Below are 22,845 nucleotides of genomic sequence, written 5' to 3'. Positions count from 1 at the left end.
CATGCAATTGCGCGCGGAACAGCTCAAAGCGCATTTACAGGCAGGCCGCCTGGCCAGCCTGTATGTCATCGCCAGCGATGAGCACTTATTAGCCCTGGAAGCGGCGGACGCGATCCGCGCCGCCGCCCGCACCCAAGGCTATACCGAGCGCGAAGTCTTGCATGTCGAGCGCAATTTCAAATGGGGCCAGCTGGCCGCCGCCTGCCAATCGCAATCGCTGTTTGGCGACCGCAAAATACTGGAATTGCGCATGCCCGGCGGCAAACCCGGGGTCGAAGGCGCACGCATGCTGCAGGATTTACCGCCGCTGTTGGGCGACGACACCCTGTGCCTGCTCTCCATGCCGAAACCGGATTGGCAGACGCAAAAAGCGGCCTGGGTGCAAAGCCTGCAGCAACATGCCGCCTATCTGGAAATCCCCCTGGTCGAGCGGGCGCGCCTGCCGGCCTGGATCGAAGAACGCTTAAGCCTGCAACAGCAAAGCGCCAGCCGCGAAGGGCTGGACTTCATCGCCAACCGGGTCGAAGGCAATTTATTAGCAGCGCATCAGGAAATCATGAAACTGGGCCTCTTGCACGGCCCCGGCAAACTGGAATTGGAAGACATCCATGCCAGCGTCTTGAATGTGGCGCGCTACGATGTGTTCAAACTCTCAGAAGCCATGTTAAAAGGCGAACCCTTGCGCGTAGCGCGCATGCTGCAGGGCTTACAGGGCGAAGGCGAAGCGCTGCCGCTGATTTTATGGGCCATGACAGAAGAAGTGCGCACCCTGCTCAAACTCAAGTGCGCGCAGGCGCGCGGGGCGCAATTAGCCCAAGCCATGAAAGAAAACCGCGTCTTCGGCCCGCGCGAACGCCTGATCGGCGACGCCTTGCGCCGCCTCAGTCTGGCCCAATTGCAAGCCGCCCTGCGCCAGGCCGCCCAGATCGATAAAATCATCAAGGGCTTAAAAAGCCGGCAACTTTCCGGCGATTGCTGGGACGCGCTGTTGCAACTGGGCTTAGCAATAGCCCGCTGAGAATGATGGAAACACAGGCGATGAATCAAGAACACTTAGCAGACTATATGCAGCAACTCGGGCAGCGCGCGCGCGCCGCCTCCGCCGCCATGGCGCGCGCCGACAGTGCGCGCAAAAACCGGGCCTTGCAGGCGATTGCAGCGCAGATCAGCGCGCAAAGCGCAGCGCTGAAAGCGGCGAATGCGCAAGATATGCAAGCCGCACGCGAGGTCGGGCTGGAGCCGGCCCTGCTCGACCGCTTGCAATTATCCGACAAAGCGATTGGCCTCATGATCGAAGGCTTGACGCAAATCGTCAGCCTGCCGGATCCGGTGGGAGAAATGAGCAATCTGAAAATCCGCCCCAGCGGCATTCAGGTTGGCCAGATGCGCGTGCCGCTGGGCGTGATCGGCATCATTTATGAAGCGCGCCCGAATGTGACGGTGGATGCGGCAGCCTTATGCATCAAGAGCGGCAACGCCAGTATTTTGCGCGGCGGCAAAGAAGCCATCCACTGCAACCGCCTGCTGGCGCAATTGGTGCAACAGGGTTTGCTTGACGCCGGCCTGCCGGCTGAAGCGGTGCAAGTGGTGGACACCACCGAGCGCGCCGCCGTCGGCCATTTGATCACCATGAACCGCTATGTGGACGTGATCGTGCCGCGCGGCGGCAAAGGCTTGATTGAGCGGCTGATGCAAGAAGCGACAGTGCCGATGATCAAACACCTCGATGGCATTTGCCATGTGTATATTGACGAAGACGCCGAGCTGGAACAAGCGCGCGCGATTGCCTTCAACGCCAAATGCCACCGCTACGGCACCTGCAACACCATGGAAACCCTGCTGGTGGCGCGCGCAATAGCGCCGCGCATCTTACCGCTGCTGGCGCAAGACTATTTAACGCAGCAAGTGGAATTGCGCTGCGATGCCGCCAGCCACGCCCTGCTGCAAGGCTACCCGCACCTGGCGCAAGCCAGCGACGCCGACTGGGACAGCGAATACCTGGCCCCGATTTTAGCCGTGCGCGTGGTGGACGATATGGATCAGGCGATTGCGCACATCAACCGGCATGGCTCAAAACACACCGACGCCATCATCACCCAGCACCATGGACGCGCCATGCGCTTTTTGCGCGAAGTCGATTCCGCCTCGGTCATGGTCAACGCCTCAACCCGTTTCGCCGATGGTTTTGAATATGGCCTGGGCGCGGAAATCGGCATTTCCAACGACAAACTGCATGCCCGCGGCCCGGTCGGGCTGGAGGGGCTGACTTCGCTGAAGTATGTGGTGTTCGGGAGTGGGCAGGTGCGGGGGTGAGTTTGCTGTAATCTGGCGGTAGGTTTGGCAACAGAGCCGCCCGCATAAATATATGATTTTTTGCCAGCCGATCACTGCGCTGCCTGCCCCGCCCCCGCGCAAACCTTGCACCTTAAACGCCATATGAGACGCATGGGAACTGCCACAGCGGAGGAAATTTCTGGCTTCAACAGCCTCTTGGAAGCTGTATTGGAACGTCCGCAGACAGTTCCACAGTTGGTAAAAGAGAAACCCGGAATTCTGGAGTTCAATAATCACTCTGCAGAAACGGTGCTGCATTGCTTGGCCGTGGAAAATCATACAGATGGAATTCGTTTGCTGCACAGCTTGGGCGCCATAATCCCTGAATTTGCTTTGATACACGCACTGCAAGGGGGTCAAGCTGAGGCTGTTGATTTACTTCTCACCCTAGGCGCCAAGTTCACGCTGATAGACCCACACGATGTGATCCGAAAACCTGTCTGGCAGTTACCCATATCGAAGCAGAAGGAACTGACCGTGATTCTCGCAGTTCATGGATATGAAGCATAAACCTGCCGGGCAGAGGCACTGTCCGACAAACTGGAATGCGACGTAAATCACTCCTTAGGCAAGGTCCTGATTTGGTGAGTTTGGCGTGCCCCTGCCAAAATAAATTACCCAATTCTGCAGATTGAGTTCAGCGTAATTTCCAGACCCAACAATCTGCATGTTGCGAACTGATTTCACCAGTCATGGATGTACATCGTACATCAACAAACAGCGCTGTTACGCTCGTTCTTGCTTGAATTTCCTGATGGAAATCATTTATTTGCAATCGCAAGTCAACACACAGCAAGGGAAATGCTACACTGCCGCACTTCCCGTGTGACAAGCGCTGTTCTGCGCATTCTTTGCCGACACCCATGCAACAAGACCCCCTTTTCGCCATCTGGCAGCGCGGCGTGCAAGCATTTTTATATGACTTGCAGCGTGTGCGCCTGCCATCCTGGCCAGAATTACAGCGTGCCTGCCGCTTTGCCAGCGGCGACAGCGCTTTCGGCATGACGCGCGACGCCTGCGGGGCGATTGCGCGCGGGCAGCGCGTCATGCAAGCCTTGGAACAGGCCAACGCCATGTATCAGGAGCGCATGCACAACGCGCTCGGCCAGTTTCACATCGCCAGCTTGCTCCCGCTGCTGGAAAAACTGTGCAAGGAATTGGCTTTATACCTGGGCGGCGGCGCGGCCTTGGGCGCGCTGTTGGGTGGGGCGGCGGGTTCGCTGGCGTTTGGCGTGGGCGCCGCGCCCGGCGCCGCTGCCGGCGCGGTGCTGGGCGCCAAGCTGGGCGGTTTTTTCTTGAATCTGGTCGGCATCGCCGAGGTGGCGCAGTATCTGGCGCAAGCCATGCCGCAGGCCATGCAACATTACAAACTCGGATTCTGGGACGCCTGGGGGCCGATGCCGCACACGGATAGGATGGCCTTAGGCAAAGTCAGCACGCTGCGCGCCAGCCAGCATTTTGCCGAGGGGCATCTGCTGTTTTCCCTGGCCTTGCTGAGCGCCTTGCTGGCCTGGTTCACCCGTGGCAAAGGCGAAGCGCAAGCCATGCTGGCCAGCGTGCGCGCCGCGCCTGCGCTGGGCGAGCGCTTTGCGCAATGGCTCAGCCAACACGGCGCCGCCGCCAGCCGCCACCCATTGCTGCAAGTCAAACCACCCGCGCACGCCCACGCCAGCAGCGGCCCGAAACCCACAGGCAGCGCACCCGCGCCCGGCCCCTTCGCCCGCCCGGCAGTATCCGCACCGCCAGCCAGCCCGCCGCCCCGCGCGCCAGCGCCTGCGCCCAAACCCGCTCCCGCGCCTATTCCAAGCCGGCCCCCGCTGACGGCAGCGCAAAGCCTGCTCGGCCAAAGCCAGGGCGGCCCCGGCGTGTGGCAAGCGGCGCCGCTGCGCGCCAAGGGGGTGGAATATCAGGAATTGGTGACCGGCGTGGAGCGTGGGGTAGAATATGCCGTGCCGTATGCGGATGTGCCCAGCGGTAAGGTGCTGTTTGATGGGTATGATCCGGTGCGCAAGGTTTTGATCGATGCGAAGGATTGGGAGAAGTTTCCGCCTGCTGGAGCTGAGTTTTGGCATGCAAATGTGTTGAACGACGCGGAAAAGCAATTACGCGCAGCAAAAGGCATCCCAATCGAATGGCATTTCAGCACGCATTCGGCAAAAGATGCTGTACGTGTTCTGTTTAATGACAATGAAGTCAAAGGCATACGCCTGATAGCCAGTGGAAAGGAATAAGAAATGAGACATGTCATGCTTGGAGCTTATTGGAATGAGACATGCATTTCTTTTGGCGAATTTGCAACTAATATCAAGAAAACGTTAAGTACATTACGCGAATTTGACAGCACATTTTCACACTTCTGTCACATAGCAAAAGGGAAAGATGCAACACACCTCATTGCTGAAGATTTTTCAAATTTATCAGAAATCTTGCGCGAGTCATCCAGTGCTGATGACAAGATTTTCTCAGTAGTCGATGAAAACAATATGATCAGCGATCATGCAACAAGTAAATTAGGATTTAGAGAAATTTTCAACACTTCCAGGAAATTAAAAGACGGCGGAATTAATATATCTTTTTGCGATGGCAAACATGGAGAATTTTCAAGTAGCAATCTTTTCCTGATTAACTTTCCTGACACCAGAAAAGCTGACAGACACGTTCTCTATCTGATGCAAACAAAGTTGAAAGATTTGGCTTTGTTAAGTATTTCCATGTTCAAACCCAGATCCTTACGCTCAGGCGATCAAGATTTTGCTTATAAAATTTCTGAAGAGGACATTACCGCAATTAATTGGCTCACCTACCTCTCCCACCTCCCCCCCGAGCAAGTCCCCGCCAAATCCGAGCTGCTGGGCATGGGCATTAGCTGGGAAGCTGTGCCGCAGGGCGGAACCTTATTCATGCTCGATCAGGAAATGGTTTCGGCTGACAATCCTGAACACGTGGCGCGCGGCAAGTTGTTGCGGGCGCGGCTGATGGAGCATGGTTGGATTGAGAATTAAGCGCCCCTGACTGCCGCGCTTGTTTGCGTTTTCTGATGGAAATTATTTATTTATAAGCATAAGTCAAGGCGCAGCAAGGGAAATGCTACACTGCAGCACTTCCCGTGTGACAAGCGCTGTTCTGCGCATTCTTTGCCGACACCCATGCAACAAGCCCCCCTTTTCGCCATCTGGCAGCGCGGCGTGCAAGCATTTTTATATGACTTGCAACGTGTGCGCCTGCCATCCTGGCCAGAATTACAGCGCGCCTGCCGCTTTGCCAGCGGCGACAGCGCTTTCGGCATGACGCGCGACGCCTGCGGGGCGATTGCGCGCGGGCAGCGCGTCATGCAAGCCTTGGAACAGGCCAACGCCATGTATCAGGAGCGCATGCACAACGCGCTCGGCCAGTTTCACATCGCCAGCTTGCTCCCGCTGCTGGAAAAACTGTGCAAGGAATTGGCTTTATACCTGGGCGGCGGCGCGGCTTTGGGTGCGCTGTTGGGTGGGGCGGCGGGTTCGCTGGCGTTTGGCGTGGGCGCCGCGCCCGGCGCCGCTGCCGGCGCGGTGCTGGGCGCCAAGCTGGGCGGTTTTTTCTTGAATCTGGTCGGCATCGCCGAGGTGGCGCAGTATCTGGCGCAAGCCATGCCGCAGGCCATGCAACATTACAAACTCGGATTCTGGGACGCCTGGGGGCCGATGCCGCACACAGATAGGATGGCCGTGGGCAAAGTCAGCACGCTGCGCGCCAGCCAGCATTTTGCCGAGGGGCATCTGCTGTTTTCCCTGGCCTTGCTGAGCGCCCTGCTGGCCTGGTTCACCCGTGGCAAAGGCGAAGCGCAAGCCATGCTGGCCAGCGTGCGCGCCGCGCCTGCACTGGGCGAACGCTTTGCGCAATGGCTCAGCCAACACGGCGCCGCCGCCAGCCGCCACCCATTGCTGCAAGTCAAACCACCAGTGCACGCCCACGCCAGCAGCGGCCCGAAACCCACAGGCAGCGCACCCGCGCCCGGCCCCTTCGCCCGCCCGGCAGTATCCGCACCGCCAGCCAGCCCGCCGCCCCGCGCACCTGCGCCAACGCCTAAACCCGCCCCCGCGCCCATCCCCAGCCGGCCCCCGCTGACGGCAGCGCAAAGCCTGATCGGCCAAAGCCAGGGCGGCCCCGGCGTCTGGCAAGCGGCGCCGCTGCGCGCCAAGGGTGCGGAATATCAGGAATTGGTGACCGGCGTGGAGCGTGGGGTAGAATATGCCGTGCCGTATGCGGATGTGCCCAGCGGTAAGGTGCTGTTTGATGGTTATGACCCGGTGCGCAAGGTTTTGATTGATGCGAAGGATTGGGAGAAGTTTCCACCCTTGGATGCCGAATTTTGGAAAAAAGGGATTCTGGCAGATGCGATGAAACAAATTCATGCGGCTGATGGTGTCCCGATCGAATGGCACTTCAGCAATACTGCGGCAAAATCTGCAGTAAATAGATTATTCCGGGAAAACGAAGTAAGTGGAATTACGCTAAAATTTTTAGGGAAAGAGTAAAAAAAAATGGAAGCATATTTTGGGTTTTATTGGAGTAAAAATAAACTCAGTTTTTCAGAGTACGCGATATATTTGAAAAAAATTCTCACTTCACTCAAAAATACAAAAGCAGTTGTCAGCGATTTCAAAGTTATTGGCACTCAAGCAGGGGAACGCTTGCCAGCAGGAGAAAATCTTAGTGAATTAAAAGATTCAGTAAGAAAATCAATTTCACATACAGACCAAAAATTTACTGATACAGACGAAGCCGGTTTTATCACTGACTGCACTTTGGCGCCGCATGGTTTTACCTGTCATTTAGAAGCGCATTCATGCTTCAATGATTCAAAAATTCAAGCGAAAATCTCATATTCTGATGGTTACTTTGGAGAAAAGCCGGTTAAAAATCGCCTTATATGTAAATTTATCTACCAAGAAAATTCACCATCTGCAGTTAAGCGTTTGCACGTTAATGATTCCTTCCATTCACTGATATCGCTGCTATCGCCTGAATATGCCCGCATCAGCAATCCTGATTTCAATGAAGCAATCAGTCCCGAACAAGTGACATGTATCGATTGGCTCACCTACCTCTCCCACCTCCCCCCCGATCAGGTTCCAGCGCGCGCCGAGCTGCTGGGCATGGGCATTAGCTGGGAAGCTGTGCCGCAGGGCGGAACCTTATTCATGCTCGATCAGGAAATGGTTTCTGCCGACAATCCCGAACATGTGGCGCGCGGCAAGTTGTTGCGGGCGCGGCTGATGGAGCATGGTTGGATTGAAAATTAAATTTTCGGCCCGCTGCTGCGCCAATAGCGCCTGCGTTTTTGATCAAGATCAGGCTTTCCGGGCAAATCGCCTCAATCCATTTCCCCGCCAGCCGCACAGGAACAATTCCCGTGCGGCCGTCTTACACAATCAACACCGCCTCAATACCATCTAAACACTTTCGCCCCGGTTACAAAGGTGATCAAACCGGTCAGGCTCAGCACCACCAATGCCGTGGTGATTTCCGCAATGCCGGCGCCTTCAACAAAAACCATGCGCATGGAATCCGCCAGAATCGTCAGCGGCAGGTATTGGATGATGCTGACCATCCATTCCGGGAAATGTTTATAGCTGAAGAAAATACCGGAGAAAATCACCATGAACAAAATAGTCACTTCCAGCATGCCGCTCGCGGTTTGTGCTTTTAAGGCGCGGGATGCGGCCAGGATGGCGATGCCGGCGAAGCATAAATTACCCGCAATCACCAGTAAGAGGAAGGGTAGCAAACCGCCCTGCGCATGAACATCAAAATAACTCTGCGCAAAGAAATAAATCGCGAAAATCTCCATGAAGCAAAACACAAAACAGGCCAGCACATGGGCGCCTAAAAAGTCGTAGCGGTTCATCGGCGTAATGCGCATTTGACGTGTGACTTTGGTGGCGCGTTTTTCAATCAAGGTCCAGCCTACCGCGATTAAGCAGGTTTCCATAATCGCCATGCCGATCAAACCCGGCACCAGGAAATCGATATAGCGCAGACCGGGGCTTTCCAGGACGGACATGTTTTTCTCGACCGCTTTATTCAAGCTGTCCGGATCGTCACGCAGGAAAAAGAAGGTCAGCATGGCGTCGCTGTTTTGCGGGTCCAGAAAATACATGCGCTTACCTTGCGCATCCGGCTCGACAAATACTTGCACATCGCCACGTTTCAAACCGCGCACCACTTCTTCGCGGCTTTCATAAAATTTGAACTTATATTTGACCTTGACCAAATGGGTGCGCTTGACTTCATTTTGATTGACGATGGATGGCATCGTGTGTTCTTTACCTTCGATGCGCGCAGCCCATGCTTTCAATTCCGCCTGCGCCGGGCCAGACTGCGCCGGCACAACCACGCCGACAATGCGTTCATTCACATCCGGCTCGGCAAAGGACACGCCTAACAACCACACCAGTAAGAGCGGAAAGCCAAACGACCAAAACAAAATTTGCGGTTCGCGCAAATATTGACGGAATTGGGTGGCGGTTAAATTAAACAATGCGTTATTCATGGAAACCTCGGCCTGCGATGGAAAGGAACAAATCGTCCAATGTTTTTTTACGGACCACGATCTGGTCGATATCAACTTTTTTATCTTGCACAAAGCGGGCCAGGCGGTATAAAAACTCGGTGCCGTTATGCGCCAGAATGCGCACTTTGGCGGTGGCCTGGTCGTAGTGGTATTGAATCACGTTGTCGTGATGGCGCAATTCATTACAGGCGGCTTCGTCGCGCACCCGATATTCCACAATTTCGCCCGGCTCATGCACTTGCAGCAAGTGCGCCAGGGTGCCCTGGGTCAAAATACGGCCTTGATGCATGATGCAAATGCGGTCACACAGGTATTCCGCTTCTTCCATATAGTGCGTGGTTAAAATCACGGTCGAGCGCGTTTCGTGATTTAAACGGCGCAGGATTTCCCAGGTGCTGCGCCGCACTTGCGGGTCTAAACCGGTGGTGGGTTCATCCAAAATCAGCACTTCCGGCTGATTCAAGACTGAAATCGCCAAGGCTAAGCGCTGTTTTTGACCGCCCGACAATTCTTCCACCAGGGCTTTGCGCTTGCCCGACAATTCCACCAGCTCCAGCACTTCATCGCTGCGCTTGCGCGGCAGTTTATAAAAGCTGCCAAACAAATTCACCGTCTCGACCACGCGCAATTTGTTGATGAAGAGCGGTTCTTGCAAAACGCCGGCTAAGCGCATGCGCAGGAAAGCCTCATCTTTTGCCCAGCTGCGGCCAAGAATGCGGATGCTGCCGCGATCCGGGGTTTTCAAGCCTTCGATCATTTCCACCAGGGTGGTTTTTCCTGCCCCATTCGGCCCCAAGAGCGCAACAAATTCGCCCCGATAGATATCGAGTGACACATCATTGACGGCTGTGAGGTCTTTGAATTGCTTGCTGACGCCCGCAAATTCAATCACTTTTTCTTTGCTATCCATTCGGCATTTACCTGTCTATTGAGTTGAGCCTGCTTGATTGATGATGGTGTGCGGGGCCACGCTCACAGTGCGCAAGATATCTTCCACTGCGGCAATCATCCTGCGCACCCCGGTTTCGTTTAAGTTTGAACAAATCATGCGGATACTCGGTTCTGCATGACCTGTATCAAGAATGTAGAAATTGATGCTGTCTTCTTCCCAGTTGTTGTCCACTGCCTCACTCAACAGCAATTGTGTCGGGTCAGTTAGTTGCGCCGCGCGTACTTCTTTATCGGCCGCATCCGCCTGGCTGGGCTGATTGGTCTCGCGTTTGAAGGCGCTTTGCAAAATGTTCACATTCAGCACCGGCGCCGCCACGCCACCACGTTCTGCGCGCGGCGGTTTTTTAGCAAACACTGCGCGCCAATTTTCCGGCGGAAATGCTTCCATGAGCCAGAAATCAGCCAAGAAGCGCGGATACAGCTTGGCGCGCGCAAAGACTTTGGCGTAAATCTTGCTGCACGCCTTGATCAGCGCCAGATATCCCGCCGGACGCTGTCGCCAGCGTTGTTCGGCCAGGATGCCGACCGGAATGCTCCAGGGGCAATCTCGGTGCTCATATGCTTGCAAAACATGCTGGCGCACCTGCTGCAGAACTTGCTCAAAACTCAGTTCGCCTGTAAAGGAAAACGGTACCGGCATCACGCGCAACAAGGCCGCCATCAAGCCTTCCGTGCCATGTTCGTCGCGGCTTTCCAACACAGAATTGATGCTGAATTGCGTCTGTCCCGTCACGCGAAACACTGCGCAGGCGATCACCGCCAGCAGCGCCATCTGCAAGCTTGCTTTATGGCGTTTCGCCACATCGGCCAATTGCGTAAAACTCGCTGCCGGGAAATTGGCGTAATGATCGGTCTCTTGCAAAGCGCCTTTGGCCAGCAAGGCGTCAGGGAAAGTCGCGTATGGCCTGGCGTGCAATTTCTCACGCCAGAACTGTAAAGCGGCCGCGCCATGCTGCGCATTGCGCTGGCGCTCCCATTCGACAAAATTGGCGATTTGCAAGGTTTGCGCACGGCCTGGAATATGCGCATCAGCGCGACTCAGGCGCCGATAGGTATCCATCAACTGCTGTTCAAACAAGTGCACCGCGCCGCCATCGGCGATGATATGCGGGAAGCACAGCAACATCACATACTGTCTTGCGCTGCGCCGGCATAAATGTGCGCGCAGCAATGGGGCCTGGCTTAAATCAAAGGCTTGATCCACCATTTGGTGCGATATTTTACCCACCATCGCACTGAATTCCGCCTCGCTTGCCGCAGCGCCATCAAAAAAAGCCAAATCAAAGGCTTGATGCGGCATGATTTTTTGTACCGGCTGGCTCTTGGAAATACTGGCGCGCAAGGAATCATGTCTTTGCAGCATCAAATTGATGGCTTTTTCCATCAAGCCGACCTGCACCTCCCCATCGATCATCAAGCGTGACAGATTATTCGCGGTCTCGCCCAGCGCCTCATACACCACCCAAAAACACAGTTGCGCATAGCCCAGGGGAAATTCCACCCCCTCGGCAATCAGTTCCTGGCCGATGGCGCTTAGCTCCGTCTGTCCCGGCGACGGGTATGTGGCAAGCTTGCCTGCAGATTGCGTTGTCATGATTGGCCTTTCAGTTCTCTTCCACAGCCGGGGTCTTTGGCATGCGCGCCGCCAGACTTTGCGCCAACTGTGCGATCGTCGAATTGTCGTAAATCGAGCCGGCCGGCAGGCTGACATGCAGCTTGCGCTTGATTTCGGTGATGATTTGCACCGCCATCAGAGAGTGGCCATTGAGTTCAAAAAAGTCATCGTGTACGCCCAGCGGGGCGACGCCGATTTTGTCTTGCCAGATGGCGCAAATACTGGCTTCGATCTCGTTGCGCGGGGCCAGATAGGCCACCGATAAATCCGGCCTTGGATGAAATTGGCTGGCGCTCTCGGCAGCCGCATCCGGCTTGACCGCGTCCGTCCCATCGCTTGCAGCGGCCGGCGCGGCCTCACTTTGCCGGGCTGTTGGCAAAGGCAGGCCACGGGTCGAGGTATAGCAATGGCTCAAGCCGCTGTTTAAGGCCAGCTGCAAGGCTTGTACGCCTTCCTCCGGCATGATGCCGTGGTGGATGTAGTGCAGCTTGTCGGCGCCCAGGCTGTTGACCGCCATGCCGACTTCCTGCCAGGAATCCCAGCCGATCGCCAGATAGCGGGTGGCGCCACCCTGCGCCGCCCGGGCTTGCGCGAATGCGTCCTGGTAGGCGTTTGCGGCGCAGTAAGCGGCCTGTCCGACCGGCGCGATTTCCGAGGCCAGTGAGGAGCACAACACAAAGCAATCCAATTGATGTTGCGCAAACAAACGCTGCAAGTTTTGCGTGCCGATCACTTTGGAGGCGAATACTTTGGCGGAATCTGCGGCTGTGCGGCGTTGAATCAAGGCGCCATCGGCAATCCCTGCGCTGTGAATCACGCCTTGCACCTTGCCCAATACCGCTTCGGCGCGCTGCAGGCCGGCTTGCATCGCGGCGGCATCGCTCACGTCCGCGCAAATCACCTCGACCTTGGCGCCAAGCTTGATTAATTCCTGCAATAAGCGGATGCGCTGCGATTTGTCATTTGACACATCGTGACTCGCCAGCCAGGCCTCCCATGCCTCAGGCGCGGGCGTCTCGCCGCGTGAAGTCAGAATCAAACGCGCCTGGTATTGGCTGGCCAGATGGCGTGCGATACTGGCCCCAATGCCGCCAAAACCGCCGCTGATAAGGTACACGCCTTGCTGGCGGAAGCATGGCGCCGGCGCGCTTTCATGCAAGGGCACAGCTTGCACGCTTTGCACTAAACGGCTGCGGCCACGCAAGGCCACCACTGGCGCAGCGCCATGCTGCGGCGCGCGCTGCAACTCGCGCAGCAAAGCCTCAGCGTCAAACTTGCCGGCGCGGCCAAATAAGCCTTTGGCGGGCAGCACGATATCTATCGTGCTGCAATGGATTTGGCTGTATTCCTTGGGAATCACGCGGCATGCGCCGCTGAGCAAGGATTTGGCCGGATCAATCGCACTGCCGCACACTTCGGCCAGATGATTGAGCACCAGGGCGAATTGGCATTCGGCATCCGCGCCCAGCAGCGAATATTCGCGCGCAATGCTGAGCAGGGATTCAAACTGCGCATAACTCACCGCCGCATCGCTCTTGGGCAGATCCTGGATGGCGCCGCAATACACAATATGCTGCGGCCAGAGATTTTCTTGCTTTAAGCAGGCGAATAATTTTTTGAAATCTGCGCCCTGCCCTGGCGTCACTTGCGCGCTGCGCGGGTTTTTGCCGCCAGGCATGCGAAAGCCGGAACCGGATTTGACTTCGACCACCGTGTGCCCGGCTGCTTGCAAGCCGGCTTTCAAGGCCGCCGACACCCCATGTTCATCGTCAAACACCAGCCAGTTTTTGCCAGCGCTTGCGCCGGTCTGCGCACTGACTGGCAATGCGGCTTGCTGCCACACATGCTGATAAAACCAGTCTGGCAGCGCTTTGCGGGCGCCGTCTGGCGTGGCCTGCGCCGCTTGATCAGCAGCGGCAGTGGCGGCAGTGGCGGCAGCAACTGGCTCCAGCCAATACTTTTGCCGTTGAAAGGCGTAGCTTGGCAAGACGATTTTGCGTCTTTGTTCGGCCTGATAAAAACCGCGCCAGTTGACGCGCACGCCCAAGGCCCATAATTGGCCCAACACGCCATACAACACCGCCTCATCGCTGGCCTGGCGTTTCACTTCCCGCACACAGGCCAGCACCTGGCCGCGCTGGTTTGGCGCAAGCTGTTGCTCGACCAAGGCCGCCAGGCTGCGCCCCGGCCCGACTTCCAGCAGCACATGATTGGCGTCGCTCAGGATTTTTGCCACGCCGTCGGCAAAGCGCACCGGCTGGCGCAATTGGGCCAGCCAATACGCCGGGGACGTGGCTTGCGCTGCGGTGATCCAGTCGCCGCTCAGGCTGGAAATAAACGGCGCTGTCGGCGCATTAAGTGTGACGCCTTCAAAGGCTTGTGCGAACACATCCAGACAACCTTGCATCATGTCCGAATGGAAGGCGTGCGAGGTATGCAAGAGGCGGTTGGAAATCGGATTCCCGGGCGCTTGTTGCAGCGCGGCTTGCACCGCCTGGATGCTCTCATGCGGGCCGGCCAAGACCACCATGTTTGGCGCATTCACCGCCGCCAGTGAGACACCGGCAATCCGATACGCTTCAACTTCGCTTTCGCTCAAGCCGACCGCCAACATGGCGCCGCCGGGCATATCGTCCATGGCGGCAGCGCGCGCCGCCACCAGTTTCAGCGCATCGGGCAAGCTGAAGACGCCAGCCAAACAGGCCGCCACATATTCGCCAATGCTGTGGCCAATCGCGGCTTTGGCTTGCAGCCCCCAGCTGCTCAGCAATTGCGCCAGCGCATATTCAAACACGAATAATGCCGGCTGGGTGTAGCGGGTGCGCTGCAAGAGCGCGGCTTTACCCTCGTCCTGTGCTGCGGCGTCGAGAAACACCACGTCGCGGATATCCTGTCCCAACAGCGGGAGCAGGATGGCTGCGCTGGCGTCCACGCTGGCGCGAAACACGGCTTCTGCTTGGTACAGGCCGCGCATCATATTGTGATATTGCGCGCCTTGGCCGCTGAACATAAAGACCAGGGCGCGATCTTGCACCCGGCTGTAGTTGCCGGGCAATGCTTGTCCCAGTTTTGCCAGGGCATCAGCGCGGTCGCGGCACAAGACGGCGCTGCGATATTCCAAGCTCACGCGCCCGGTTTTCAAGGTATAGGCGGCGTCGGCAAACACGCTGTCATCGTGATGTTCCAGCCAGCTGCGGAAATGCGCGATATTGGCTTCCAGCGCGGCCCGGGTTTTGCCGGAAAAACAGAGCAACTGCAATTCGCGCGAGGCGGAGCCGGGGCCGGCCGGTTCTGCCGCTTCCAAAATCGCATGCGCATTGGTGCCGCCAATGCCAAACGCGCTGACGCCGGCGCGGCGCAGCGGCGCAGCCCACACCTGGCGCTGTTGGTTGACATAAAACGGCGTGGCGGGAAAGTTGATTTCCGGGTTCGGCGTCTCAAAATTCACAGCAGGCGGCAACACCGCATGCTTGAGCATTTGCACCACTTTAATCACACCGGCGACACCGGCGGCGGTATCGGTATGGCCGATATTGGCTTTCACTGAGCCAATTGCGCAAAAGCCGGTTTTCTGCGTGTGTTGGCGATACGCCTTGCTTAAACCGGCCAATTCGATAGGGTCGCCCAAATGGGTGGCGGTGCCATGCGCTTCGATATAGCTGATGGATTCCGCTTCGACATCGGCCGCCGCCAGGGCTTTTTGAATAACTTCGGCCTGGCCTGCCACCGAAGGCGCGGTAAAGCCGACTTTTTGCGCGCCATCATTATTGACTGCCGTGCCCTTGATAATCGCATGCACGGTATCGCCATCGCGCAGCGCATCCTCCAGACGCTTGAGCACCAGCACCCCCACGCCATTGCTGGAAATGGTGCCGCTGGCCTTGGCGTCAAAGCTGCGGCAATGGCCATCGCGCGACAAGATCCCGCCTTCGGCATACGAATAAATCGACTTGTGCGGGACACTCACGCGCGCGCCGCCGGCCAAGGCGACATCGCAATCGCCGGCTAACAGCGACTGGCAGGCGTAGTGCAGCAAGACCAGCGAAGTCGAGCATGCTGTGCCAAGCGTAATGCTGGGGCCGCGCAAATTGAGTTTGTAAGAGACGCGGGTGGCCAGCAAATCATGCGTGTTTTCATACATCAAATCAGACAGCGCGACCTGGCGCAGCGCAGCGGCATTTTTGGCCACGGTTTCAAGCAGATAGCTGCTGCCCGGCGCGCCGGCGAAGACGCCGATTTGGCCTTCAAATTGATCCGGCGCACAGCCGGCATGTTCCAGCGCTTCCCATGCGGTTTCCAAAAACAGGCGGTGTTGCGGGTCCATCAACTGCGCTTCTTTGGCGGCGTAAGCAAACAAGCCGGCATCAAAATATTCGATCTCTTCTAAAAACGCGCCTGCATTCACATTCTCCGGGTTGGCCAATTGTGCTTCACTGACGCCGGCGGCAGCCAGCTCATCCGGGCGCAGCGGGCGCACCGATTCGATGCCGGCGGCGATATTGCGCCAGTATTGCTCGACATTTCCGGCGCCGGGAAAACGCCCTGCCATGCCGATGATGGCAATTTCCAAGCCAGTAGTTGTTTGCATGTTCAATCCAATTCCATTCATTTTTTATATCTTTTTGCTGCAATCTCCCGGCACAGCGGCAGCAGCCTTCGTGTGCCGGGATAAAACCGCAATCAAGCCATTACGCGCGCTGTTTTTGTTGCTGCAATTGAGCTAAACGGCGGCGCCCGTCCAGGCGTTTTTGCTCGCTCTGCGCATTGATTTCCGCCTGATTGGCGCTGGCGCCTGCGTTCTGGCGGCTTTCTTGCACATGCTGCGCCAGGCTGCGGATGGTCGGGTAGTTGAGCAAATCAACAATCGCCAACTCGGCATAGCCACGCGCGCGCAATTGCTGGTGCACGCGCGCCAGCGACAGCGAATGGCCGCCCAAGTCAAAGAAATTGTCATCCAGACTTGGCTGCGCCAATTGCAAGACTTGCTGCCAGACTTGGGCAATATCCAGCTCAATGACGCTGGCCGGCTGCATGGCGGCGCCCGCCGGCTGCGCCGCTGTCAACGCGGCGGGGGCCGGCAAGCGTTTGCTGTCCAGCTTGCCATTGCGCGTGAGCGGCATCTCCGGCAACAGGATCAGTTGATTCGGCAACATATATTTAGGCAGCTGCTGCGAGAGGAAGATCTTTAATGCGGTCGTGTCCGCACCCAAGCTTTCCTGCGCCACCACCCAGGCGATGATTTTTTTGCCGCCGGCAATCTCCAACACCCGCACCGCCGCCTGTTTGACTGCCGGATGGCGGCACAAGGCGCTTTCAATTTCGCCCAGCTCGATACGGAAGCCGCGCATTTTGACCTGGCCATCGATCCGTCCCAGATAGTGCAGATTGCCATCGCTGTGATAGCAAACCAAATCACCGGTGCGATACAGGCGCGGGGCCTGGCCGCTGGCGTCAAATGGATTGGCGACAAATGCGGCCGCCGTTAATTCTTCGCGCTGCAAATAGCCAAAGGCCAGCCCGGCGCCAGAGACATACAACTGCCCCGGCGTGCCGATCGGCGCCGGATTCATGAAAGCATCCAGGACATAGGTTTGGGTTTGCGCAATCGCGCGGCCAATGCTGATGCCGCCGCTTTGCTCCGTATCGGCCAGACTCACCTCGTAAGTGGTGCTGAAGGTGGTGTTTTCAGTCGGGCCATAGCCGTTTGTCAGGCGCAATCCCGGCGCCGCTTGCAACAGCTTGCGCGCATGGGCCGGCGACATCGCTTCGCCGCCGCTGATGAGATGGCGCAACGGGGCCAGAATCTGCGGTTTTTCATCGACCACGGTATTGAGCAAGGTGGTGGTGAGGAAGGCGGTTTCGACCTTTTGCTGCGCGATCAGGTTTTCCAGCACTGGAATGCTGGGCAGGCTGTTCGGATACAGAATCAGGCAGCCGCCATTCAGCAAAGCGCCCCAGATTTCCAGGGTGGAGGCGTCAAAGCTGACGCTGGATAACTGCAAGACCCGGCCATTTTTCTCAAAATCCACAAAGCCCGCCTGTTTCACCAGACGCACAATCCCGGCTTGCGGAATCAGCGCGCCTTTCGGCGCGCCGGTTGAACCGGAGGTGTACATGATGTAAGCCTTTGGCTCTTGCTCAGAGGGGACAAGCGGCAGATCATCCGCAGGCAAGGCCGCCAATTCAGTGCTGATTCGCTCCAGCAGCAGCAAACCTTGCTGCGCCGGGAAATACGATGCATAGCGCTCCTGGCTGATGATCAGTTGGCAGGCGCTGTCTTGCACAATGCCGGCGATGCGCTGCAAGGGGTCTTCCACATCAATCGGCACATACACCGCCTGCGCTTTGACAATCGCCAGGATGGCGATAATCATTTCCGGCGAGCGCGCTAAACACAGGGCCACATGCTGGCCGGCGCGCAAGCCCCGGCTTTGCAAGTGGCGCGCCAATTGATTGGCGGCCTGGTTCAGCTGCGCATAGCTATAGCTGCGCTCGCCATCGGTCAGCGCCGTGGCCTGGGCATGTTTGGCGACTTGTTCGGCAAACAAGGCGGCCAGGCTGCGCGCGCCCTGATGCGGCGCAGTGCGGCTTGCCCCGCTCCAGTCTTGCAGCAAGGTTTGCCGTGTGGCTGGCGGCAAAAAGTCTTGCGCATGGTGCGGCGCTTGCGGGCTGCTGGCCATGGCGCTGAACACGGCTTGATAATATTCCGCCATCTCATCGATTTGCTGCCGCGTCAATTGGCTGGCGTCATAGTCGATTTGAATCGAAATTTGCTTGCGCTTGAGCTGTGAAGACAGGGTCAGGTGCTGGAAGTGCACGTTCAAGGCAAAGTTGGTGCCTTCATTCACTTCGCCGCTATCGAGCGTATCGACCACCGTGAAACCCAGCTTGCTGTCGAGTTTTTCATAGACATGGAAGTCCATATAGTTAAACAGCACTTCATCGAGCAAGGCTTGGCGGCCAAACTGGCGCTGAATTTCCGCCAGCGGGAAACGGCGGTATGGCATGGCTTCGCATTCATTGGCAAACACCGCCTGCACCGTGTCGCGCCATGAGGCGCCGTGCTGCAAGATAAAGCGGAAGGGCAAGGTGTTTAAGAACAAACCGTAGAGGGCGTCGCCACCCACTTCTTCCGGGCGGCCATTGCTTGGAATGCCGGTCAAAATATCGCGCTCGCCGCTGACCAGACTCATCACTTTGATATGTCCCGCCAGCAGTACGCTCTTCATCGGCACGGAAGCGGCATGCATCAGCGCTTGCAAGCCGGCATACACCTCTTCCGGCAAATGGATGCGCACCGCTTTCAGGCAAGGCGCCGTGCTGTGCGCGGCATCGTTTTGCGGCTGCAGGCGCGGCAGGCGCAAGATGGTGCAGTCGGCCAGTTTGTCGGCCCAATATTGCTGATGCGCAGGGTCGGCCACGGCGGCCAATTCCATTTCCACAAAATCGCGGTAATTCACTTGCAAGGCCGGCGGTTCAACAAAGTCGCCATCGCCGGTGATGCCGGCATAGCGGTTGAACACCTCGACGATCATGGTGTGATAGCTCCAGCCGTCAAACACCGGGTGGCATTCGGTCATGGTGAATTGCAGGGAAAGCTCGCTGCGCAATTGAATGAAAAAGCGCAGCAAGGTCGGCTTGGACAGATCAAACGGCGAGTTGCGCTCTTGTTCCAGCAAGTCTTTAATGCGCTGTTCTTGCGCGGCTGTGTCCATGCCGCGCAAATCTTCCACTTCCAGCGGCAATACGGCATCGGCATGCACCACTTGCAGCGCCTGGTTAAAGCCGCTGAGTTCAAACGAGGTGCGCAACACATCATGGCGCGCCACGGTTTCTTGCACGGCCTGGCGGAAGGCGGCTTCATTAAACGGACTCTTCAAGCCAATATGCGAGGTGCCGGTGCAGTGGTAAACATTCGATTCCGGCGCCAATTGCATGTGGTAGAACATCGCCCCTTGCATGCGCGACAGAGGGTAGGCGTCAATCGCGCTGGCCGGCAATTGCGCGCGGTCTTCTGCGCTGATCAGGCTGAATGGCTGCTGCGCCGCTTTCACGCGCGCCGGCAGGTTTTGCGCTGCCTGGCTGGCCAGGCCGGCGATGGTCTGGTGCGCAAACAAATCAACCAAGGCCAGATTCAAGCCCAAGGCGCGCGCCTGACCAATCGCCTGCACCCCGCGCAGGGAATCGCCGCCAAGCGCAAAGAAATTATCCAGCACGCCGACTTCGCTCAAACCCAAGACCTGGCGCCAGACATCGGCCAGCAATTGTTCTTGCGGATTGCGCGGGGCGACAAATTCGCTGGCCATATGCGGGCGCAAATTGGCCGGCGCGGGCAAGGCTTTGCGATCAATCTTGCCATTATTGGTCAATGGCAAGGCGTCCAGGAACACAAAGTGGGCCGGAATCATGTATTCGGGCAGAGTGCGCTTGAGGCTGGCGCGCAGATGCTCAATTTGCGGCGTGGCGCCGGGCTGCGCCACGATGTAGGCGACGATGCGCGCCGCGCCCTGATCGCGCAAGGTGCTCAAACACACTTCGCGCACCTCTTCCACTTGGCGCAAGGCGGCTTCAATTTCGCCCAATTCAATCCGGAAACCCCGGATTTTGACTTGATCATCGGCGCGGCCTTGATACTCGATACTGCCATCCGGCAAGAAGCGCGCCAGGTCGCCGGTTTTATACAGGCGCGCAGCAGGATGCCAGCCCGCCGCCTGCTGCAGCGCCGGCGGCCAGGCGATAAAGCGCTCTTGGGTCAGTTCGGGGCGGCGCAAATAGCCTTCGGCAACGCCGCTGCCGGCCACATAAATCTCACCTGTGACACCGATCGGGGCCAGCTTCAAATTGGCGTCCAGAATGAATAAACGCAAATCAGGAATCGCCACGCCAATCGGGCTGGCGCCGTGGTTTTGCGCGTCGGCCCGGGTGATGCGGCGATAACTGACATGCACCGTGGTTTCGGTGATGCCATACATATTGATGAGTTGCGGCGCAGCGTCGCCATAGCGCTGCATCCAGGTGCGCAGGCTGGACGGCTCCAGGGCTTCGCCGCCAAAGATCACATAGCGCAAGGCCAGTTTGTCCGCGTTTTGCGGCATCGCCGCATCGACTGCGCTGAACAATTTGAAGGCGGACGGGGTTTGATTGAGCACCGTCACCTTTTCGCTTTGCACCAGGTCGTAAAAAGCTTGCGGCGAGCGCGACACCATATAGGGCACGACGACCAGGCGGCCGCCGTATAACAGCGCGCCCCAGATTTCCCAGACCGAGAAATCGAAGGCGCTGGAGTGAAATAAAGTCCACACATCTTGCGCGCCAAAACCGAACCAGGCGTCAGTGGCGTGGAATAAGCGCATCACATTGCTGTGCGGCACCAGCACGCCTTTCGGTGTGCCAGTCGAGCCGGAGGTGTAAATCACATACGCCAATTGCTGCGGCGAGCATGGCAGATCAAGATTGTCTTGCGCCATCGCCAGCATAAACGCGCGTTCGCTATCGACGCACACGGTAGACACCAGCGCGCTCTCAGCCGGCCCGAACAGGGGACTGAATTCCGCATTGGTGAGCACCAGGGAAAGTTTGGAGTCTGTCACATAAAAAGCAATCCGCTCAGGCGACAAGGCCGGATCAATCGGCAAATAGCCGCAACCGGCTTTCAGCACCGCCAAAATCGCCACCACCAAATCATCTTCACGCGGCAGGCAAATACCGATCAGGGCATGCCGGTTTTCATCCGCGCCGGCCGGCTCCGTCCCGCTTTGCTCCAGGGCGCTGCGCAGATAGCGCGCTAATTGGTTGGCGCGCGCATTCAAACTGGCGTAGCTGATGCTTTGCTCGCCCACGCGCAGCGCAATCGCGTCTGGCGTGCGCGCGGCCTGCTGCTCAAAGGCCTGATGCAGGCATGCGCTGACAGGATAGTGCGCGAGCGGTTGATCCCAGCAAGACAATAATTGCCGGCGCTCGGCCTGGCTTAAAAATTCATACTCGTTCAGTCTGACTTGCTGGATGTCGCTGGCGGCGATTTGCGCTAACAATTGCGTAAAGTGTTCGCTGAAACGCTGCATCGTTTCCGGCTTGAACAAATCGCTGCTGTATTCGAGCGCGCAGCGCAATTGTCCATTCAGATTTTCCAGCGAGAGCGTGAGGTCAAACTTGGCCGTATCCGCCGCCACGTTCACGCGCTCCACTTGCATGCCCTCAAATTGCCAATGTTCCGCAGAAGCTTCCTGATAAGCGAACATGACTTGGAAAATCGGGGTATGGCTTAAATCACGTTCCACATTCAAGGCTTGCAAGACGCGCTCGAAGCCGACATTTTGCTGCGCCTGGCCATCCAGCACCACTTGCCGCACTTGCTGCGCCAACTGGCTGAAGCTGGCTTGCGGCTGCACATCCACACGCAAGGCGATGGTGTTGACGAAAAGGCCGATCAGATTTTCCAGCTCCAGGCGGCCACGCCCGGAAACCGGGGCCCCGACCACCAAGTCGGTTTGCCCGGTATAGCGGTAGAGCAAGACATAAAAAGCGGTCAGCAATTGCACGAACAGGGTATTGCCCTGTGCGCGCGCCTGCGCGGCCAAGGCATCGGTGGTGGCGCGCGGCAAGTCAAAATATTGTGTCGCGCCGCGATACGACATGCGCGCCGGGCGCGCTTTGTCCAGCGGCAGGGCCAGCGGGCTGACGCCTTGCAACTGCTGTCGCCAATAGGCCAGACTGGCTTCATCTTGCCCGCTCGCGGCTTGTTCGCGCTGCCATTCGGCAAAATCGGCGTATTGAATGCTCAGTTCCGGCAATTCCAGCGCCGTTTGCGTGAGCTGCGCGCGGTAGCACAGCGCCAATTCACGCGCCAAGATTTCCGACGACCAGGCATCGGAAATAATGTGGTGCATGGTCAGCGCCAGCACATATTCCTCCGGCGCGCACTGCAATACGCGGCAACGCAGCAGCGGCGCTGCTTGCAAATTGAAGGTCTGGCGGTATTGCTGCAAGAGGAATTCGGCGCTGCTCAAGTCAGCCCCATCCAGCACTTCCAGCGCAATCTCCAAGCTTTCCAGGCAGCATTGTTGCAGCACCCCGTTTTCGTATTCAAACACGGTGCGCAGCGATTCATGGCGCGCCACCACCTGATTCAAAGCCGCCTCCAAGGCCGCCAGGTTCAATCGCCCGCGCAAGGATAAGGCGGTGACGATGTTGTAGCGCGCCGAGGCCGGTTCGAGTTGATCCAGCAACCACATGCGCTGCTGGGCAAAGGATGGCGTAAATAAGTAAGAGCTTGAGCCGGCGCCCAAGTCAGTGGATACATTGGTTGAATCTTGCATATGCGCTTTCTGCGATAAATGTTAGGAAAGGATGCAGTGCATGGCGGCGTGGCGCGACTGCATCGCTTAAATTGATA

12 protein-coding genes are annotated in these 22,845 nt (G+C 57.5%); 7 read left to right on the top strand and 5 right to left on the bottom strand.

What is annotated here, in order from left to right:
- Position 1: 1 nt before the first annotated feature.
- From holA to V8J88_RS06535, 7 genes are all read left to right on the top strand, one after another.
- Complete coding sequence (gene holA / locus V8J88_RS06565) at positions 2–1,018, top strand: DNA polymerase III subunit delta (RefSeq protein WP_338848551.1); 1,017 nt, start codon at positions 2–4, stop codon at positions 1,016–1,018.
- Positions 1,019–1,038: 20 nt separating this feature from the next.
- Entirely contained in the window at positions 1,039–2,313 is a 1,275-nt protein-coding gene (locus V8J88_RS06560; RefSeq protein ID WP_338848549.1) for a glutamate-5-semialdehyde dehydrogenase, read from the top strand.
- Between the two features lie 132 nt (positions 2,314–2,445).
- The gene (locus V8J88_RS06555) at positions 2,446–2,844 is read left to right on the top strand and encodes an ankyrin repeat domain-containing protein (protein WP_338848548.1); all 399 of its coding nucleotides are present in this window, start codon (positions 2,446–2,448) and stop codon (positions 2,842–2,844) included.
- Between the two features lie 353 nt (positions 2,845–3,197).
- On the top strand, positions 3,198–4,565 hold the full coding sequence (locus V8J88_RS06550; protein ID WP_338848547.1) for a DUF6861 domain-containing protein: 1,368 nt from the start codon (positions 3,198–3,200) through the stop codon (positions 4,563–4,565).
- A 3-nt stretch (positions 4,566–4,568) separates the two neighbouring features.
- Positions 4,569–5,336, top strand: coding sequence for an Imm52 family immunity protein (locus V8J88_RS06545; RefSeq protein ID WP_338848546.1), 768 nt, complete (start codon positions 4,569–4,571; stop codon positions 5,334–5,336).
- Between the two features lie 144 nt (positions 5,337–5,480).
- Positions 5,481–6,848, top strand: coding sequence for a DUF6861 domain-containing protein (locus V8J88_RS06540; protein WP_338848544.1), 1,368 nt, complete (start codon positions 5,481–5,483; stop codon positions 6,846–6,848).
- A gap of 6 nt (positions 6,849–6,854) precedes the next feature.
- Positions 6,855–7,616: an Imm52 family immunity protein gene (locus V8J88_RS06535; RefSeq protein ID WP_338848542.1), complete on the top strand. Its 762-nt coding sequence runs from the start codon at positions 6,855–6,857 to the stop codon at positions 7,614–7,616.
- Positions 7,617–7,756: 140 nt separating this feature from the next.
- Here V8J88_RS06535 and V8J88_RS06530 read toward each other — a convergent pair whose 3' ends face one another.
- The 5 genes from V8J88_RS06530 to V8J88_RS06510 all read right to left on the bottom strand — a co-directional run bounded on the left by V8J88_RS06530 (position 7,757) and on the right by V8J88_RS06510 (position 22,768).
- Entirely contained in the window at positions 7,757–8,866 is a 1,110-nt protein-coding gene (locus V8J88_RS06530) for an ABC transporter permease (RefSeq protein ID WP_338848541.1), read from the bottom strand.
- The gene (locus tag V8J88_RS06525) at positions 8,859–9,797 is read right to left on the bottom strand and encodes an ABC transporter ATP-binding protein (RefSeq protein WP_338848540.1); all 939 of its coding nucleotides are present in this window, start codon (positions 9,795–9,797) and stop codon (positions 8,859–8,861) included. Before V8J88_RS06525 ends, V8J88_RS06530 begins: the two co-directional genes overlap by 8 nt.
- 15 nt (positions 9,798–9,812) lie before the next feature.
- Positions 9,813–11,432, bottom strand: a complete 1,620-nt coding sequence (locus V8J88_RS06520) for a condensation domain-containing protein (RefSeq protein ID WP_338848539.1) — start codon at positions 11,430–11,432, stop codon at positions 9,813–9,815.
- A gap of 10 nt (positions 11,433–11,442) precedes the next feature.
- Positions 11,443–16,041 carry an SDR family NAD(P)-dependent oxidoreductase gene (locus tag V8J88_RS06515; protein ID WP_338848538.1) on the bottom strand — a complete coding sequence of 1,533 codons (4,599 nt, stop codon included), beginning with the start codon at positions 16,039–16,041 and terminating at the stop codon, positions 11,443–11,445.
- A gap of 100 nt (positions 16,042–16,141) precedes the next feature.
- The gene (locus V8J88_RS06510) at positions 16,142–22,768 is read right to left on the bottom strand and encodes an amino acid adenylation domain-containing protein (RefSeq protein ID WP_338848537.1); all 6,627 of its coding nucleotides are present in this window, start codon (positions 22,766–22,768) and stop codon (positions 16,142–16,144) included.
- Positions 22,769–22,845 lie beyond the last annotated feature (77 nt).

Origin of the sequence: Massilia sp. W12 (assembly GCF_037300705.1) — a bacterium.
GTDB lineage: Bacteria > Pseudomonadota > Gammaproteobacteria > Burkholderiales > Burkholderiaceae_D > JACPVY01.
This window is presented reverse-complemented; position numbering and strand designations above follow the sequence as displayed.

Excerpts from the sequence above, each read along its gene's own strand:
- V8J88_RS06530 (WP_338848541.1), bottom strand. The coding sequence starts at position 8,866 with ATGAATAACGCATTGTTTAATTTAACCGCCACCCAATTCCGTCAATAT.
- V8J88_RS06510 (WP_338848537.1), bottom strand. The coding sequence starts at position 22,768 with ATGCAAGATTCAACCAATGTATCCACTGACTTGGGCGCCGGCTCAAGC.
- V8J88_RS06540 (WP_338848544.1), top strand. The coding sequence starts at position 5,481 with ATGCAACAAGCCCCCCTTTTCGCCATCTGGCAGCGCGGCGTGCAAGCA.
- V8J88_RS06550 (WP_338848547.1), top strand. The coding sequence starts at position 3,198 with ATGCAACAAGACCCCCTTTTCGCCATCTGGCAGCGCGGCGTGCAAGCA.
- V8J88_RS06535 (WP_338848542.1), top strand. The coding sequence starts at position 6,855 with ATGGAAGCATATTTTGGGTTTTATTGGAGTAAAAATAAACTCAGTTTT.
- V8J88_RS06525 (WP_338848540.1), bottom strand. The coding sequence starts at position 9,797 with ATGGATAGCAAAGAAAAAGTGATTGAATTTGCGGGCGTCAGCAAGCAA.
- V8J88_RS06520 (WP_338848539.1), bottom strand. The coding sequence starts at position 11,432 with ATGACAACGCAATCTGCAGGCAAGCTTGCCACATACCCGTCGCCGGGA.
- V8J88_RS06555 (WP_338848548.1), top strand. The coding sequence starts at position 2,446 with ATGGGAACTGCCACAGCGGAGGAAATTTCTGGCTTCAACAGCCTCTTG.
- V8J88_RS06545 (WP_338848546.1), top strand. The coding sequence starts at position 4,569 with ATGAGACATGTCATGCTTGGAGCTTATTGGAATGAGACATGCATTTCT.
- holA (WP_338848551.1), top strand. The coding sequence starts at position 2 with ATGCAATTGCGCGCGGAACAGCTCAAAGCGCATTTACAGGCAGGCCGC.
- V8J88_RS06515 (WP_338848538.1), bottom strand. The coding sequence starts at position 16,041 with ATGCAAACAACTACTGGCTTGGAAATTGCCATCATCGGCATGGCAGGG.
- V8J88_RS06560 (WP_338848549.1), top strand. The coding sequence starts at position 1,039 with ATGAATCAAGAACACTTAGCAGACTATATGCAGCAACTCGGGCAGCGC.